Source organism: Marinomonas sp. THO17, from assembly GCF_040436405.1.
Lineage (GTDB): Bacteria > Pseudomonadota > Gammaproteobacteria > Pseudomonadales > Marinomonadaceae > Marinomonas.
This window is the reverse complement of the sequence record NZ_AP031575.1, coordinates 378,804-395,612: the sequence shown is the minus strand read 5'-3', so window position 1 is coordinate 395,612 and position 16,809 is coordinate 378,804. Positions and strand designations below refer to the sequence as shown.

The 16,809-nt window shown below is 43.6% G+C and carries 17 protein-coding genes; 2 read left to right on the top strand and 15 right to left on the bottom strand.

What is annotated here, in order from left to right:
* Nucleotides 1–136 precede the first annotated feature (136 nt).
* From pepN to ABXS85_RS01785, 6 genes are all read right to left on the bottom strand, one after another.
* Nucleotides 137–2,770 carry an aminopeptidase N gene (gene pepN / locus ABXS85_RS01810; RefSeq protein WP_353668347.1) on the bottom strand — a complete coding sequence of 878 codons (2,634 nt, stop codon included), beginning with the start codon at nucleotides 2,768–2,770 and terminating at the stop codon, nucleotides 137–139.
* A 10-nt stretch (nucleotides 2,771–2,780) separates the two neighbouring features.
* Nucleotides 2,781–3,605 (bottom strand): DUF2797 domain-containing protein, encoded by an 825-nt coding sequence (locus tag ABXS85_RS01805; RefSeq protein WP_353668346.1) that lies wholly within the window; start codon nucleotides 3,603–3,605, stop codon nucleotides 2,781–2,783.
* The gene (locus ABXS85_RS01800; protein ID WP_353668345.1) at nucleotides 3,605–3,886 is read right to left on the bottom strand and encodes a DUF1315 family protein; all 282 of its coding nucleotides are present in this window, start codon (nucleotides 3,884–3,886) and stop codon (nucleotides 3,605–3,607) included. Before ABXS85_RS01800 ends, ABXS85_RS01805 begins: the two co-directional genes overlap by 1 nt.
* A 57-nt stretch (nucleotides 3,887–3,943) precedes the next feature.
* Nucleotides 3,944–4,843 (bottom strand): rhomboid family intramembrane serine protease, encoded by a 900-nt coding sequence (locus ABXS85_RS01795; protein WP_353668344.1) that lies wholly within the window; start codon nucleotides 4,841–4,843, stop codon nucleotides 3,944–3,946.
* A gap of 22 nt (nucleotides 4,844–4,865) precedes the next feature.
* The gene (locus tag ABXS85_RS01790; protein WP_353668343.1) at nucleotides 4,866–5,747 is read right to left on the bottom strand and encodes an NAD(+) kinase; all 882 of its coding nucleotides are present in this window, start codon (nucleotides 5,745–5,747) and stop codon (nucleotides 4,866–4,868) included.
* A gap of 135 nt (nucleotides 5,748–5,882) precedes the next feature.
* Complete coding sequence (locus ABXS85_RS01785; protein ID WP_353668342.1) at nucleotides 5,883–6,830, bottom strand: cysteine desulfhydrase; 948 nt, start codon at nucleotides 6,828–6,830, stop codon at nucleotides 5,883–5,885.
* Nucleotides 6,831–7,006: 176 nt separating this feature from the next.
* Here ABXS85_RS01785 and ABXS85_RS01780 point away from each other — a divergent pair, with 176 nt between their 5' ends.
* Nucleotides 7,007–7,747 carry a spermidine synthase gene (locus ABXS85_RS01780; protein WP_353668341.1) on the top strand — a complete coding sequence of 247 codons (741 nt, stop codon included), beginning with the start codon at nucleotides 7,007–7,009 and terminating at the stop codon, nucleotides 7,745–7,747.
* An 87-nt stretch (nucleotides 7,748–7,834) separates the two neighbouring features.
* Here the strand turns inward: ABXS85_RS01780 and pgm are convergent, their stop codons facing one another.
* Nucleotides 7,835–9,475, bottom strand: a complete 1,641-nt coding sequence (gene pgm, locus ABXS85_RS01775) for a phosphoglucomutase (alpha-D-glucose-1,6-bisphosphate-dependent) (RefSeq protein ID WP_353668340.1) — start codon at nucleotides 9,473–9,475, stop codon at nucleotides 7,835–7,837.
* Nucleotides 9,476–9,608: 133 nt separating this feature from the next.
* Nucleotides 9,609–10,733 (bottom strand): beta-ketoacyl-ACP synthase III, encoded by a 1,125-nt coding sequence (locus ABXS85_RS01770; protein WP_353668339.1) that lies wholly within the window; start codon nucleotides 10,731–10,733, stop codon nucleotides 9,609–9,611.
* Nucleotides 10,734–10,931: 198 nt separating this feature from the next.
* Between ABXS85_RS01770 and ABXS85_RS01765 the strand changes: the two genes are divergently transcribed.
* Nucleotides 10,932–12,083: a patatin-like phospholipase family protein gene (locus ABXS85_RS01765; RefSeq protein ID WP_353668338.1), complete on the top strand. Its 1,152-nt coding sequence runs from the start codon at nucleotides 10,932–10,934 to the stop codon at nucleotides 12,081–12,083.
* Nucleotides 12,084–12,109: 26 nt separating this feature from the next.
* Here the strand turns inward: ABXS85_RS01765 and murI are convergent, their stop codons facing one another.
* The 7 genes from murI to ABXS85_RS01730 are packed head-to-tail and all read right to left on the bottom strand — an operon-like array spanning nucleotide 12,110 to nucleotide 16,800.
* Nucleotides 12,110–12,910 (bottom strand): glutamate racemase, encoded by an 801-nt coding sequence (gene murI, locus ABXS85_RS01760; protein ID WP_353668337.1) that lies wholly within the window; start codon nucleotides 12,908–12,910, stop codon nucleotides 12,110–12,112.
* Nucleotides 12,907–14,013, bottom strand: a complete 1,107-nt coding sequence (gene murB, locus ABXS85_RS01755) for a UDP-N-acetylmuramate dehydrogenase (RefSeq protein ID WP_353668336.1) — start codon at nucleotides 14,011–14,013, stop codon at nucleotides 12,907–12,909. The genes murI and murB overlap by 4 nt, the downstream gene beginning before the upstream one ends.
* 26 nt (nucleotides 14,014–14,039) lie before the next feature.
* Complete coding sequence (locus ABXS85_RS01750; protein WP_353668335.1) at nucleotides 14,040–14,522, bottom strand: low molecular weight protein-tyrosine-phosphatase; 483 nt, start codon at nucleotides 14,520–14,522, stop codon at nucleotides 14,040–14,042.
* Nucleotides 14,519–14,716, bottom strand: coding sequence for a Trm112 family protein (locus ABXS85_RS01745; RefSeq protein ID WP_353668334.1), 198 nt, complete (start codon nucleotides 14,714–14,716; stop codon nucleotides 14,519–14,521). Before ABXS85_RS01745 ends, ABXS85_RS01750 begins: the two co-directional genes overlap by 4 nt.
* 22 nt (nucleotides 14,717–14,738) lie before the next feature.
* On the bottom strand, nucleotides 14,739–15,758 hold the full coding sequence (gene lpxK, locus ABXS85_RS01740; RefSeq protein WP_353668333.1) for a tetraacyldisaccharide 4'-kinase: 1,020 nt from the start codon (nucleotides 15,756–15,758) through the stop codon (nucleotides 14,739–14,741).
* Nucleotides 15,755–16,177, bottom strand: coding sequence for a biopolymer transporter ExbD (locus ABXS85_RS01735; protein ID WP_353668332.1), 423 nt, complete (start codon nucleotides 16,175–16,177; stop codon nucleotides 15,755–15,757). The genes lpxK and ABXS85_RS01735 overlap by 4 nt, the downstream gene beginning before the upstream one ends.
* Nucleotides 16,174–16,800 carry a MotA/TolQ/ExbB proton channel family protein gene (locus ABXS85_RS01730; protein ID WP_353668331.1) on the bottom strand — a complete coding sequence of 209 codons (627 nt, stop codon included), beginning with the start codon at nucleotides 16,798–16,800 and terminating at the stop codon, nucleotides 16,174–16,176. The genes ABXS85_RS01735 and ABXS85_RS01730 overlap by 4 nt, the downstream gene beginning before the upstream one ends.
* Nucleotides 16,801–16,809: the final 9 nt, after the last annotated feature.

Genomic DNA, 16,809 nt, shown 5'->3' with positions numbered 1-16,809 from the left:
CTTATGCCAGATTTAAGTATAGAATGCAAAAAAGACGTAAAGAGAATTATTGCAAAAAGTATAAAAAAGCCAGTAAGTTAAGTCATAGGTGACAATACTAACTGGCTTTTTATCTTATAAACCTGCCTGACCAAGACTAAGCGAGGCTTTTTGAAATCACTTCGTAAACGTCTTTGGACAAATCTTCCGTCATAATACGTTCGAGTTCAGCTTTCATTTTTACACTCAATTCCGGCGCCATTTTCTTCCAGCGCGTTAATGGTGTGCAAAGACGTGATGCAATTTGTGGATTACGTTTATCCAAAACCAATATTTGATCGGCCAAGAAGCGGTAACCGCTGCCATCAGGGTGATGGAACGCCGCAACATTTTGACCAAATCCACCTAAGAGTGAGCGCACTTTATTTGGATTTTTAAGATCAAATGCTTCATGTGACATCAAGCCTGATACTTTTGCAATAGCGTATTCTTGTTCACGGCCAGCACACAGCATTAACCATTTGTTCACCACCAAAGGCTCATCGCGCCATTGTTGATAGAAGGTATCCAGCAGACTATCCGCTTTATCATGGCCATAATCTACCGCTATCGACAAAGCCGCAAACTGATCTGTCATGTTGTCGGCTGATTCAAATTGACTCACGACGGCTTGCTTAGCCTCATTATCATCGCTTTCTAACCAGTAAGATAAGGCAAGATTCTTGAGTGAACGGCTTGCTATGTCAGCTGCCTGAGCTTGGTATGGGCCTGTGACTTGGTGTTCTTGATAGGCTTTGGCAAATTCTGCTTGCAAAGCTTGCGCGATTTGTTTTTTCAGATAGTGGCGTGCTTGCTTAATGGCGTTAGGGTGAATCACCTGAGCCAACTCGGATAAATAAGCCTGACTTGGCAGATTTAAGATCAAAGCCACCATAGCAGGGTCTAAGCGAGCATCTTGCAATAATGCCTTATAACCTTCCACCAAATGTGAGGATAACGACATGGCCTCTCCGGCAATCGCTTGCTCAATCAAAATATTGAGTTCATTTACCGCTAGTTGTTGCCCTGCATTCCAACGATTGAAACCGTCTTTATCGGCGGACAGGAGTAACAACAGATCCGAGGAAGAATAATCATAAGACAATTTCACCGGCGCAGAGAAACCTCTTAGTAAAGACGGCACAGGTTTACTTGCCACTTGAGCGAATTCAAATACCTGTTCAGCATCCGTCAATTCAAGCAAATGTTCGTCGGCAGATTGCCCCATAAAAGCAGCCTTGAGAGCCTTACCTGACTGATCCAGTAATCCCACACGTACAGGAATGTGCAGGGGTAATTTGGTGGGTTGACCTGGCGTAGCGGGTGTATCTTGTTGCAGGGTCAGACGATAGATTTGATTTTGCTCATCGTATTCATCAGTAACACGAATTTGCGGTGTGCCAGCTTGAGAATACCAACGTTTAAATTGCGTTAGATCCACCCCAGAAGCATCTTGCATGGCGGCCACAAAGTCATCACAGGTAACGGCTTGGCCATCGTGGCGTTCAAAATATAAATCCGATCCTTTACGGAAATTTCTAGCCCCTAATAAGGTATGAATCATACGCACAATTTCTGCACCTTTCTCATACACGGTTAAGGTATAAAAATTAGAGATTTCAATGAATGACGCGGGACGAACAGGATGCGCCATTGGGCCTGCATCCTCGGCAAACTGCGCTGTTTTCAAGAAAGACACGTCTTCGACACGCTTGACTGTGCCAGAATGCATATCCGACGAAAAACTCTGATCACGGAAAACGGTAAAGCCTTCTTTTAGGCTTAATTGAAACCAATCACGACAGGTTACCCGGTTACCAGACCAGTTATGGAAGTATTCGTGTGCAACAATGGCTTCAACACGCAAATAAGTGTCGTCCGTTGTGGTTTTAGGACTGGCTAATAGACAAGAGGAATTAAAGATATTCAACCCCTTGTTTTCCATTGCCCCCATATTAAAGTCATCCACCGCGACTATCATAAAGATGTCCAGATCGTACTCTCGACCATAGACTTCTTCGTCCCAGCGCATGGATCGTTTTAAGGCTTCCATAGCGTAATCGACTTTATCTATGTTGTGCGCTTCGGTGAAAATCTGTAACTTTACTTGCCGCTGACTTTGAGTCACAAAAATATCGTTTTTGACTGCTAGATTACCCGCTACCAAAGCAAACAAGTATGCGGGTTTGGGGAATGGATCGTGCCATACCACGGAGGTTTTTCCGTCCTCTAATATTTCACGGGAAATTTCATTACCGTTAGACAGCATCACAGGGTATTTTTCGGCATCGGCAATAATACGTGTGGTGAATACTGACATCACATCTGGGCGATCAAGATAATAGGTAATGTGACGGAATCCCTCTGCTTCACACTGAGTACAAAACATTGAGGAAGAACGGTACAGTCCTTCTAAGCGCGTATTATTTTGTGGTTCTATCAATGTTTCACAGGTCAATACGAAACTGTCTGCTGTCGCTGTGATAATAAGCTGATTGTTCAGCAGCTGATATTCACCAGATGGCAACACATAATCATCCATAGCAAGAGCAACCAGCTTCACATCTTCACCGCCATCCAGTACCAAAGGCGCGGTATTTTCTTTTGAATCTGGATTGCGGCGCATGTGCAACTTGGATGTGACCACAGTCGTGGCTTCATCTAATTCAAAGGTTAACTCTGTTTTATCAATCAAAAAAGGAGGCACTTTGTAGTCTTTCAGATAAATCGCTGACGGTTGACTCTCTTTCATAATCCCTCTCCTAGAAACTGAGGCTGGCTTGGTAACCTGTGTATTTGCGTAAATTGATCACACCTGTGTCGAGTATCAAATATTGCCCCTTGATGCCCATTAACACCCCTTCTATGGTGGGCGTTTTTTCTGCATTCAAACTGGTGATCTTGGTAGGATACTCCAACACTGGGTAGGTAAATTCATGAGTATGGTTTTGATCAGACAAGTCAATAATGGCTTGCAGACCGAATTCTTGCTGCAGCGCATCCAAACCTTCGTAAAGCTGACCAATCAAACGTTCTTGTTCTGCCTCAAGGTCCAATACCAAATCTGAACCTTTTAGCATGTTACGCCAATTGGTTTTGTCTGCCACTTCGGATTTAAATAAGCTTTCTACCAAACCTGATAAACGACGATTCTCAACGCGGAAAATGGCTCTGGCTTGAGTGGCGCCTTGGTCTATCCAACGAATAGGCAGTTGATCGCCACGGGTAATACCCACTTTTAAGGCAGAAGAATTGGCCAAATAAACATAATGGCTTTGCATGCAATATTGCTCTGCCCATTCAGGCTCTCGGCAAGTACCCAAATGAAAATGACATTTTTCCGGGCTCATGATGCAGGTATCACAAGCGGCCAGTTTACGAAAACAGTTAAAGCAATAACCCTGGCTAAATGACTTTTTGGTCTTTTTGTGACAATGAATGCAATGAATATCACCGCTGAAATCCAGACGTATCCTTTGCCCCAATAGGTCGTTCATCTGTTGTGTTTGATCATTCAGGTTAAGTTGATATTGTACCTTGCCATCAATCGCCTCAACCTTCATTTTACGGACCTGACCTTGCAGCATTAAGAATGGCCTTCTGCTGAGTTATTGACCCATTTGATGGTTTCATGTTCGTTAGTTGACTGCTTACTATCACAGCCCTGATGAACCTGAGTATCAATATAACCGACCCTTTGCTCTTCCGATTTATTGGTGTAATCGTAGGTAATCACTGCCTGTAAACACAATTCTTTTTGTTCCTCTGTCAGGCGTACACCATTCGGCCATTTCCCTAGCTCTACAGCTTGTTTCAGGCTGGCGTAGACTTCCGGTGACATATTGTCGATCATTTCTTTGAAGTTCATCTTAATGCTCTCTTTACAATATCAAGCTAGGACTAAATGACGATTCCACTGACTTTGTTAACTTCTAGGCGTATGGCCTTTGTTTGTGATCAAAGTACTAATGAAGTAAAAACAAACGCATAAAACCAGCCCTGATAACAAACCAATAGTATGGGCGGTATTGGCAATACGACCTAAGCCAATCGCCTCTGGTAATGAAGTATAACCAAAGGCAAGCCAAATCATGAAGAAGGCCATAAGGGTTCTATTGACCATAACAGGAAACCTTGGCAGAAGTATGGGCAACAACCAAGCAAAACCAATCAAGCCATACACAACCCCAGATAAACCACCAAAAACGGGATATCCACTAAAATAATACTGCAGTAAATTACTGGCCACTGCGGTCACCAAAATGCAAAACAGCCAAACCCACTTACCGAGTAAATATTCTAACTTGCGGCCAATTTCCCATACCCATAGGCTATTAAAGACAATATGCATCATGCTGAAATGCAATAAAGCTGGCGTAAACACACGCCACCATTGCCCCGAACTCAATACATCGGAAAGGGTTCGAAAATACAAATGACCGTTAACCACTTGAAAAGGACTGATGGTAAACCAGCTAACAACCGCCAAATTACTACCCAATTCCGTGATAACAGATACCAAAACACTCATTAATAACAAAATAAGGGTTAACGGCGCCGCTCTCATTTGGGTAGATAATGGAGGGCGTGTTGTTTGATGTTTGGGATTTTCTTCGGGTCTAATGGTGGATTTTTGCAGTAACGAAGGGTCTTCTTTCCAAATTGAAATGAGTTGTTGCACTGTCGCTTGCTGTGATGGGTCTAATAACCACAGCTCTTGCACTCCTTGATTCGCTACTATTTGATGGGCGACCTTGTGGTGCCATAAAGCATTCGCTAATAGTTGCGGATCTTCCGTGGATTCAAATCGATATACAAATAACATGTAGGTTTAACACTCGCCTTTATTATTGACGGTAACTCGATTGCCAGCCTAACTTATCTCGGCAGACATTATAAAAATCGTGATCTTTCGGATGTATCATACGAATACCGCCTTGCTTTTTAGCAATGTGAATTTCATCGCCCGGTGCTGCGGTGATATTCAACTGTCCATCACAGCTTACGCTCGGATAGGTTAAATTGGATTCACAGACTACAATACGAATTTTGGCATTGGCATCGATAACAATAGGACGATTACTTAAGGTATGTGGGTGCATTGGAACTAAAACCATAGCATCCAACTTTGGCAGCATTATTGGCCCACCTGCTGACAAAGCATAAGCAGTGGAACCTGTCGGGGTTGCAACAATCAAACCGTCGGATTTTTGATTCATAACGAATTGATCATCAATGAACAAATCAAAACGAATCATACGTGCCGATTTGCCAGGGTGAAGCACCAGATCATTCAAAGCAATACCATCGCCACTGGGACGGTTTTGACGCTTAATTTTGGCTTCTATCATGAAACGTTTTTCTTCATGATAGTTGCCCGCCAAAATGGGGTCTAACTCTTGTTGCAAATGTTGTGGTGATATATCGGTTAAGAAGCCCAAGGTACCACGATTTATGCCCAACACTGGAATGTCATAATTGCAAATGGCTCTCGCGGCACCGAGAAAACTACCGTCGCCACCAACCACCATAACCATATCGCAATGATCACCTAATTCTTTGAGTGGCGCTTGCGCAACTTTGATGCCCGGCAACATGGCAGCAAGCTGACTTTCGAGAACGGGCTGAATCTCTTTTTCTTCAAGGTATTCCATTAACTTCTTAACGGTTTCCAGAATTTGAGATTTATCCAATCGAGCAATAATACCAACACGTTTAAAAAGACTCATGCGTCCTTCTCTTTCCACCTTTAAATAACAGCCAATAATATGAAGTCTATTAATAGCTTAGATAGCAACATACATACTGTGGGCACTTTAACATGAACACTAGGTAGACGCCATGTAAGGACAAGATTATAAAGTTTAAAAACTCATCTTATCGTCAGTCGACATATTAGAAAACGGATTGCTCTCATCTGCATAACCACGCCACCCTTGCATCCCTCCAGTATGAATGAGCAAGGTTTTTTGATGCGGCCAACGGCCAGCCAACATGGCTTGATAAATGGCATAGAGACTCTTACATGTGTATACCGGGTCTAACGTGACATCAGGGTTAAGCTGAGCAAACTTGTGCAAAAAAGAGATTAACTCTGGAGAGTGTTTAGCATAGCCACCTTGATGGCAATCACTATGAAAAACCATAGGCTGATTTTGACAAGCAGGGTTAAGCATCTTTGCCATTTCTACAATCTCGGAAGCTTGTTGTTGTGCTCCTTTTAACGCGCTAAATACATGCAAATTCTGACAGCTTTGAGACGCCAAGAAACCTGCTGCTGTGGTGCCTGTTCCGGCCGCAAGCGTCCAAGCATCATAGCCAACGGCATTCGTTGCAATTTGTTTTGCCCAATCGCTACAGCCTTTTGCTCCTAACGCTCCACCGCCTCCTTCTGGCACCCAGTAGATATTTGGGTATCTATGAGTAATTTGTTTAACCACTTCCCCTTTCATTGCCAAGCGATAGTCTTGTCGAGTGGAAGGCCAAAGCTCCGCCCCCTGCTTTACCGCATCTTGTAGAGTTGGCGTTAAATCGGGTTGTAATTCGCCTCGCACCACTAATACAGCTTGCTCATTTTGATCCGCAAGGGTAGCAGCAACTGCATCTAGATGATTAGAAAATGGCCCTCCAAAAGTGCCAATATGCGTTGCACCTTGTACTTTAGCCGCTTGAAGATGATGCTTCAGCTTGTGCCATTTGTTACCCGGAGCGCTCACATGCTCTAGATCCCCTCGATAGACATGCACTTGATATTCTTTATTTAAAGGCAAAGCATCTTTTAAATTGAGATTAAGGGCTTGAATCTGTGGCACTTTCTACCTTTTGTTATGATAAGTTTGCTGTCATTATACCCTTGGAGCTTATTGACACTCATCTTTTATAAGCGTTTTCTTCTAGGGTCCTATTTTTAAATGCCGTCATTTCATTCAAACAGCGAAACCTAAAAACGGCTCGATCTAAAATCGGCAAACAATTTCAGAGGCAATCTATGACACAACAGAATCTTCTTCACGATAGCTGTGATGAATTCGGTCCCATTCGCGTATTTGATGATGGACAATTTCGTATTCTGTCCTTTGCTGATGGTGATGAACAAAGTCGAATGCGCCTATCCACACCTCATGTATTACAACATGAATACACCCAAGCCATGATGCTAGCATTGCTGTTTTGCCAACCAAAACGAGTGTGTCTACTGGGCTTAGGCGGCGGTACATTAATTCACGCTCTCTACCAAGCCATTTCTGGGGTTCATATTCACGCTGTCGAACTCAGACAAGAAGTATTAGACGCCGCTGAAATGTTTTTTAAATTACCCAAAGGAAAACGCATCACCTTGACTTTAGACAATGCGATTGATCACATGGCATCTGGCCTAGATCGTAAAGTCGATTTATTGCTCACCGATATATACAACACGCAGGGCATGGACATTAGTGTATTGGCACCAAGTTTTGTTGCCGATTGCGCAAAGAACATCAAAGAAAAAGGCTGCTTAGTATTAAATTGTTGGCTTGATCAAAAGCACAATGAGGCATTTACCCAGTTAATCAAACAACATTTTTCTTCTGTTTACGCTTTGGATACTGGCACTGGTAATTGGGTCATCATCGCCCTTAAGCAGGCACCACAACAAACGGGTAAAGAGTTGAAAAATGCCGCTCAGAAACTCAGTAGTGAATTGGGCTTCTCACTCACTAAATGGCTGACCAGAATGACGGAACTATAAGTATAAAAGAGACGATGAATATTAAGCAGAAATAGCAAAGCCAACCAACTGGGGCTGGCTTTGACAATCACTGGTTGGATTAGCGATTTAACCAAGTACGCTGTCCACTAAGGCTTTTGCTTCTTGTTCTAAATCCGCTAGATGCTGCTCTGAAACAAAACTTTCCAGATATATTTTATAAACATTTTCGGTACCAGATGGACGCGCTGCAAACCATCCATTGGCAGTACAGACTTTTAGGCCACCAATCGCCGCATGATTACCGGGAGCATGGGTCAATACTGAGGTAATTTCTTCACCAGCCAATGAAGTCTGTTTAACATTATCGGCTTGTAAAGCAGACAACAAACGTTTTTGCGCTGGTGTTGCTGGCACATCTATACGTTTGTAAAACGGCTTCCCATAGCGCGCCACTTGTTCTTCATAAAGAGTCTGCGGGTCTTTGCCGGTTACCGCTAAAATTTCGGCGGCCAACAAGGCCATAATGATGCCGTCTTTGTCTGTCGTCCAAACTCTGGCATCTTTACGCAAAAAAGAGGCACCAGCACTTTCTTCCCCACCAAATCCCATAGTGCCCTGATACATGCCTTCTACGTACCATTTGAAGCCCACAGGCACTTCACACAATTGTTTGCCTAAGCCCGTTACCACACGGTCAATCATGCCACTGGAAACCAATGTTTTACCAAACATAGTATCTTCTGGCCAATTGGGTCTGTGCTGAGATAAGTATTCAATCGCCACCGCTAAATAAGCATTGGGGTTCATCAAGCCGGACTGAGCGCAGACGATGCCATGCCGATCATAATCTGGATCATTACCGACCGCGATATCAAAATCATCTTTTAACTTTAACAGTGAAGCCATGGAATAAGAGGATGAGCAATCCATTCGAATACGGCCATCTTTGTCTAATGGCACAAAGCGAAATGTCGGATCCACTTCTGTGTTCACCACACTAATGTCTAGACCATATTTATCCGCAATAGGTTGCCAATAATGAATACCAGAGCCGCCCATTGGATCAACACCAATGCGAATCTTGGCGTTTGCAATGGCTTGCATGTCGATGACATTTTCTAAGTCATCAACGTAATGAGAAATGTAGTCAAAGTCTTCGATTAAAGCGGATTGATTCAGCTCGGTTTGTTGACAGATTTTCACGCCTTCTAAACCAGCGGCCAATAAGTCATTGGCACGATTAGCGACCCAATCTGTAATGTCTTTATCCGCTGGGCCGCCTTTGATGGAGTTGTATTTTATACCGCCGTCTTCTGGTGGATTATGCGAAGGCGTGATCACAATACCGTCACTTAATTCTGATGCTTTTGCGTTGTGGGTCAATACGGCATGCGAGACCACTGGCGTTGGGGTAAAACCACCGCCCGCTTGCACGCGAACCTTAACATTATTCGCCACTAAAACACTTAATACTGTTTGAAACGCCGCCTCAGATAAAGCATGAGTGTCTTTTGCCAAATAGACAGGCCCTGTGATATGTTGGCTCAATCGATATTCTGCTATTGCCTGTGTTATTGCTAATATGTGATCCTGATTGAATGTGGTGTGTAAAGCGCTACCACGATGACCTGAGGTACCAAAGCTAACTTTTTCATCTGGGTGGTTCACAACGTCTGGCTTGTTGAGATAGTAGGCTGTCATGAGTTGCGGTAAATTCACCAGAGAATCATGGTGTGCAAGCTGTCCTGCTTGGGGATGAATTGCCATGTAGTGAGTCCTATTGATTGTATTAACAATAAAGTCTCGCTTAAATTCATCAAACTTTCAATGAGTTATCTCAAAAGCAAAATGGGCTCAATAAGTCAGCAGTCCTCACTATTAGAGCCCATAAGTTCAGCTTTTAACGCTTTTTTAGAATCAAGCTGCCAATAGAATAACCCGCCCCAAACGAACAAATCACTCCAATGTCGCCCGCTTGCAGATCTTCATGGTATTTAGCAAAAGCAATAATGGAACCTGCTGAAGCGGTATTCGCGTATTCGTCCAATACCACAGGAGCTTCTTCTAATGTGGCATCACGGCCTAATAGGCGTTTGCTAATGAGTAAGTTCATATTGATATTGGCCTGATGCAACCACCAGCGCTTAAGTTGTGATACTTGGATGCCTTCACTGTGCAAATGACTTTCAATGTGATCGGCTGCCATAGGACAAACTTCTTTAAAGACTTTGCGACCGTTTTGATGAAACAGCTTATCGGCACCGTAAGGATCTTCGTCTGTCACTCGGGTCAAATAACCAAAATTAGAGCGAATATTATTGGAATAGGATGTGACACATTTGGTGCTTAAAACCTCAAAAGCCTGCTCAGATTGACAGGTTTCGCCTCGCTCAACCAAGGTAGCTGTTGCGACATCACCAAAAATAAAATGGGAGTCACGATCCATATAATTCACTTGTGCTGAAGTCAATTCAGGATTAATGACTAACACACCTTTTGCCGTACCCGCTTTTACCGCATCCACGGCACGTTGCAAACCGAAAGTGGCGGCCGAACAAGCCACCAACATATCAAAGGCAAAACCATCAATACCCAGAGCGGCTTGCACTTCAATGGCAATAGCAGGGTAAGAACGCTGGGTATAGGCACAAGACACAATGACCATGTCAATATCTTGCGGGGTTTTGTTGGCCGCTTTTAATGCTTTCTCTGCCGCCGCAATGGCCATCTCAGCTTGATGAGAAACCTCATCATCGCCACGCGGTGCCAGCAAAGGTCGCATACGATCAATGTCTAACGCCCCTTCTTTTGAGTAGATATATCGGCTTTTAATACCGGATGCTTTTTCGATAAAAGCAGCACTGGATAAGGGTTTGGCTTCCATGTCCCCTTGTTCGATCGCTTCGGCATGGCTCATGTTGAATTTTTCCGCCCACGCGTTGTAGCTAGCGACGAGTTCTTCATTGGTGATGGAATGAGCAGGAGTCCATAAACCGACTCCGCTAATGACAACAGAAGAATGCATTTTAATTCGTCCTTTTTATTCTTATATCAATTTGAAGTATAGGTTAGATTGTGAACGACAAATGCCTCACCGTCTACATAAAAGTAATATCATCAATTAGATGAAATAGATAATAGGCATAACAAGCATGGCATTTTAATAAAATGTTAGCCATACTCAAGTGTAATTGATTCCTTTCAATAAAAAGTTGATGGCTGTATGGATGAAATAACCAATCAAAATGCTCTGATCTTATCAGGCGGCGGTGCACGAGCGGCCTACCAAGTTGGCGTACTGTCCGCCATGGGTAAAATGCTGCCGAAAAAAACACCTTTACCCTTCCCCATCCTCTGCGGCACCTCCGCAGGGGCACTCAATTCCACTATGTTGGCCTGTTACGCTGACAATTTTTCAAAAGCAGTTTCTACACTGGCTTTCGTATGGCGTCATTTAAGCCCAGAGCAAATTTACACCCTAGGACGTTGGCCCTTAGCCACTTCCGTCACTAAAACCCTGTTATCTTTGTTTCATTTACACAATCACTCTGCCTCCATGGCTATCATGGACAACCAACCGTTACGAGAATTGCTGAGCAAACACTTGGATTTTTCACGCATTCAGCACGCCATTGATAAAAAACTGGTCTCGGCTTTAGCTGTCACCGCAATGAGTTACAGTACCGGCGAATCTACTACCTTTTTTCAAGGCAACAATAGACCACAACATTGGCAAGGTCATCGTCGTAAAGGAGTGAGGGAGGAATTAGGTGTCGAGCATTTACTAGCATCCAGTGCAATTCCAGTGATTTTTCCAGCTCATAAAATTGCCGGCCATTATTATGGAGATGGAGCCATTCGCCAAAAATCAGCCATTTATCCAGCATTAAAATTAGGCGCGAATAAGTTGTTCATCATAGGAGTAAGTGGCAATCGCAGTCCACGTAAATGGGCATTACAGAAAAACAAGATGGCCAACAGTACACCAAGTATGGCACAGATCTTAGGCCAGCTATTAAACAGTGCTTTTATTGACAATTTGGAAGACGACATCAATCAACTGGAGTTGATGAATGCATTAATTCGAGATTTGCCTGATAACAAAAAGCAAAAATATTCTGATCTCCCCACAGAAACCTTGATCATCTCACCTTCAGAAGAACTCAATGAAATCGCCCATCATTACTTGCACACCTTGCCAAAAAACATTCGTGTACTATTAAAATCGGTGGGCGGGTCCACAGCTGAAAAAGTCAGTTCGGCCGCCAGTTATTTACTCTTTACACCGCAATACTGTCGTGCGCTAATGGAGCTAGGTTATCAAGATGCCATGTGGGAGAAAGATAAGATTTTAGCCTTTCTCATGAATGATTAAGAAAGGTGCGAGCAAGTCCACTGACTTTAAATACTGACTAAGCGCTCACCTGCTATACTGCTTTGTTCGTCTACCCAAGTTCGCAAACGCTGCGCTCCTGCTAAAGACAAGCTACTGCATAAAGTAATTTGTCCTTGCTCTGACAAACTCTCAGATTCTACAAGTTCTGGATAAGTGGCGACCAAACGCCTTGTCAATTGTGCAGAAACGCCTTCACTTGGTTCAATAATTTCACAGTCTGCTCCCAAATACTCTGCAAACATATGACGTACCAAAGGATAGTGTGTACAAGCTAATACTAGGGTATCCACTTCATCTGTTTTCATCTGTTGACACAAGGCCATGACAGTTTGTTGTATTTTGCTTTGTGTTGCAGGCCAAGCATCAATATCAAAGGCTAAACTTGCACTGGAAACGATTTGCACCTTGCTATCAGCTTGCCAAAGAGAAATAAGGTCATTTAATCGCCGGCTTTTAGCCGTCACTGGGGTCGCCAAGACAGCAACGTGACGCTGTTTGCCGAGACGAAAAGCCGGTTTCACTGCAGGCTCAACGCCAATCACTGGTAATTGAGTATGTGACCGCAATGCCTCTATACCGGCTACGGTAGCGGTATTACACGCCACCACAATGGCTTGTACTGCTTCTCGTTCAAAAAAATTCGCTATGTCAATCAAGCGTTGCTGCAAAGCTTGATCTGTCTTATCGCCATAGGGTGCAAAAGCGTCATCGGCAAGATACAAAAGATCCAGATGCGGTTGTTTTTTTTGAATGGCATTGACTATGGTTAAACCACCAGCTCCCGAGTCCATGACACCTACTTTCAACTCTGAGACTCCTCAGACGCTTGATTTGCATCGCTCTTAGTCTCAAAAGCCTCAGCTTGTGCTGAGAATATTATCTCAGGCAACAACACAGGTTCTCTTTCCAAGCAGACCCCATATTTGTTTTGAATCGCGTTTTGTATGTCTGCTTCAAGGGCCAATAAGGCTTCTGCTTTATTGGCTTCATGGTTTACCAATACTAAAGCCTGCTTTTCATAAACCCCCACTCCCTGCTGGCTTTTGCCTTTAAAGCCAGCCTGATCTATCAGCCAACCCGCCGCCAACTTAAAATCATCCCCATGAGGGAAAGACACCATATCAGGAAACATTTTTTTAAGCCTAGTATGCTGATCTGCACTGATAATTGGGTTTTTAAAGAAGCTACCTGCATTGGCAATAACTTGTGGATCTGGCAGCTTACTGGCGCGAACACGACATACTGCATCGTATACTTTTCGCAAACTCGGTTCACCTTCAAGCTGATGTTGCAAACCACCGTATGACAAACAAAGCTCACCACGTTTTTTCAAGCTTAATTCGACGCCGGTAATAAAATATTTGTCTTTCCATTTGCCTTTGAAATGACTATCTCGATAAGCAAAACCACATTCTTTGGCATTAATCCAAAAGACATCTAGGGTCTGTCTATCTATCACTTGAACTCGCGCTAAGACGTCTTTGATTTCTACGCCATAGGCACCAATATTTTGTACTGGAGCCGCACCAACCGTGCCAGGTATCAAAGCTAGGTTTTCAATTCCAAACCAGTTTTTTTCGACTGAATAAGTGACAACATGGTGCCAATTTTCACCTGCGCCCAACACCAAATGTACCTGATTGTATTTGCCTTCAATGACTTGCTTACCCTTGATACAGTTGATCAAGACCAAGCCCTTAATGTCATTGCGAATCAATAAATTACTGCCACCACCCAAGATGGTAACTGGCAACTGCTCTTGTTGTGCCCAACCAAGCAATTGCTTTAATTCAAGCAAGCTATGAACTTCTGCAAAAAATTCAGCCTGATAGTCAAAACGAAAAGTATTATAGGCCTTGAGCGAGACTTGATGAGTGATGGCGTTGGGTATAGGACGAGAAGTTTCCATTGGCTTAGCTTGCTGCATTGTCTTGATTATGAATCCGTTTGGTTAAGCATCTCGAGATGATCGAGAAACGCCTGACTGATGTCCATTAAATGTTGACGCATGATAATGAAACCTTGTTCACCATCATAATACGGATCATCCACCTCGCCATAGGTTTGTCCTGACGTGAATTCACCAAACATGACCACTTTGGCACGGCACTTAGCAGGTTTGATCTTCTTCAAATTACGCAGATTGTCTCGGTCCATTGCCAGTATCCAATCAAATTCATCAAAGTCGGATTCAGAAACTTGTCGTGCTCTTTGATCGGTAATATCGATAGCAATTTTTTGTAGGGCGGCAATTGAGCGAGAATCAGGTAAATTCCCCACATGGTAGGCCGCCGTACCCGCTGAATCCAGTGTTAAATTCATGCCTCTCTTCGCCGCTTCGGATGACAAAATTCCTTGCGCTGCAGGTGAGCGACAAATGTTACCAAGACAAACAGTTAACACTCTAATTTGATTCATTTTTTACTGCCCGAATCCAAACGTTCATCAGCTGTTAAGGTACGCGCTTCGGTTTCCAATAAAACAGGAATGCCATCACGAATTGGGTAAGCGATTCCTCCCATTTTACTAATAAGCTCAGTCCCCTCTTTGTTAAGGGTTAGACTGGATTTGGTGATGGGACACACCAGGATATCAAGTAAAGATTTATTCATAACATGTCTTCTTTAATGCAGTTTAATGTTTAATATCATTTAATTTGGCTAAAAAAGCCTCTTTAAAGGCTTCAGATAAATTCAGTGTGACAGGTAAATACCACACGGCTTGATTTTCTATCTCCAAATGGCGACATTTTACGGCATCTTTTTCTGTCATTATGACGGCTCGGTCTCTGATAATATCCTTAGCGGAAAAAGCATGGTGATCCGAGTACCAGTGATGTGTGTATCCTTCGGGCAGACCTAAGGACAACAAGGTGTTCTCAAAACGTTGCGGATTACCTATCCCAGCCATCAGATGCCAATCGTGAGTTTCCTTAAAGGCTTGTTGGCAGCTTACACTACGCAGACCATCTAAAGAAGACAAAGTCGAGCTAGTTAGGGGAAAATGGTGAATAGACAAAGCCAATTGCTGCAAAGCAGGCGTTATGTGCTCCGTAATGCTTACCACGAAATCCACTGTTCCTAAACGGGATTTTGGTTCTCGTAAAGGCCCTACAGGCAAAAGCTGACCATTGCCTAAACCTCTTTGTGCATCGACCATAGCAATTTCTATGTCTCGCGCCATCGCGTAGTGCTGCATGCCATCATCACTAATGATGATGTCAATATCATGGTTCGTTAACAAGGTCTCAATAGCAAGTTTACGCTCAGTAAACACCGCCATTGGGCAACCCGTTCTTTGTACCAGCATAACAGGTTCATCACCCACTTCACTGGCTAAGCTTGCAGCAGTCACTAGGATAGGAGTATCAAGTTGTACGCCGTGACCACGTGAAATCAGGCCAACCCGATAACCTTGTGCGCTCAGCCATTGGCTTAGCGCAATGACCATTGGCGATTTTCCTGTCCCCCCCACACTTATGTTGCCCACAACCACAACAGGAACAGGCGCACGGTATGGAGCGTTTTTATGCGCTAGAAAGTCCTGTCTTTTCTTGTTAACAATGTGTCTCACCAAGGGCTGTAGAGGTCGAAAAACTTGCGTCCAACCTAAACGACGATACCAAGACTTAGTAAAACAAATTTCTAAACTCACTGATTGGTCTCTTTCTGTGCAGTGTGAGCCAATTTAGTAATGCCAAGTTTAGCTGCTGCATCATACACACGCATGACCATCTCATATGACGAATTGGCATCGGCGGTAATGATCAAGGGGCGAGAATTATCCCCTTGGGTGATCTCTTCTAAACCTTGCACTAAAGTAGCCACATTTTCATTAATCAGGGTTTGACCATTAATCACATATTGCCCGTCAGCGGTAATCACTAGTTCAACGGTTTTGTCTCTATCACTGGCAGGCGCATCCGAAGTAGCCGTTGGCAGGTCAATGGTAAGCTCGGTGCTTTGATTAAAGGTGGTGCTGACCATGAAGAAAATCAACAACAAAAAAACCACGTCAATTAATGGCGTTAGATTGATTTGTACGTCGTCTATTTTTTGACGGCGAAATTTCACTGTGCCACTCCTGATTTTTCTCGATCACCGTGTAAAGCATCTACTAATTTGGTCGATTGCTGTTCCATGGTCACCACCAACTCATCAATGCGACGAGCAAAAAAACGATGAAAGATCAAAGCAGGAATTGCCACCCCCAGTCCCGCGGCAGTGGTCAGCAAGGCTTCTGAAATACCACCCGCTAATAATGCCGTATTACCCGCCCCATTCTCCATCAAGACAGAGAAGACCTTAATCATTCCCACAACCGTACCAAGTAGACCAAGCAAAGGGGAAATGGCGGCTATGGTTCCCAAGGTATTCATAAAACGCTCAAGTTCGTGAATAACATGACTGGCCGCTTCTTGAACACTTTCTTTCATAGCACTGCGACCGTGTTTAGAGGCGACGAGACCCGCCGCAAAAATGGAAGCTAACCCGGTTTTGGATTGCATGCTGCGAATATATTCCAAGGTCATTTTATCGTCTCGTAGACGCATCATAACATCGGTTAATAAGCCTTTTGGAGCGACACTGTTTTTGCGTAATGTCCAAAATCGTTCGAGAATAATAGCGAGTGTTAAAATCGAACACGCAAGTAGTGGCCACATAAAAAAACCACCAGATTGAATAAAGCTTAACAAGGTCTCTCT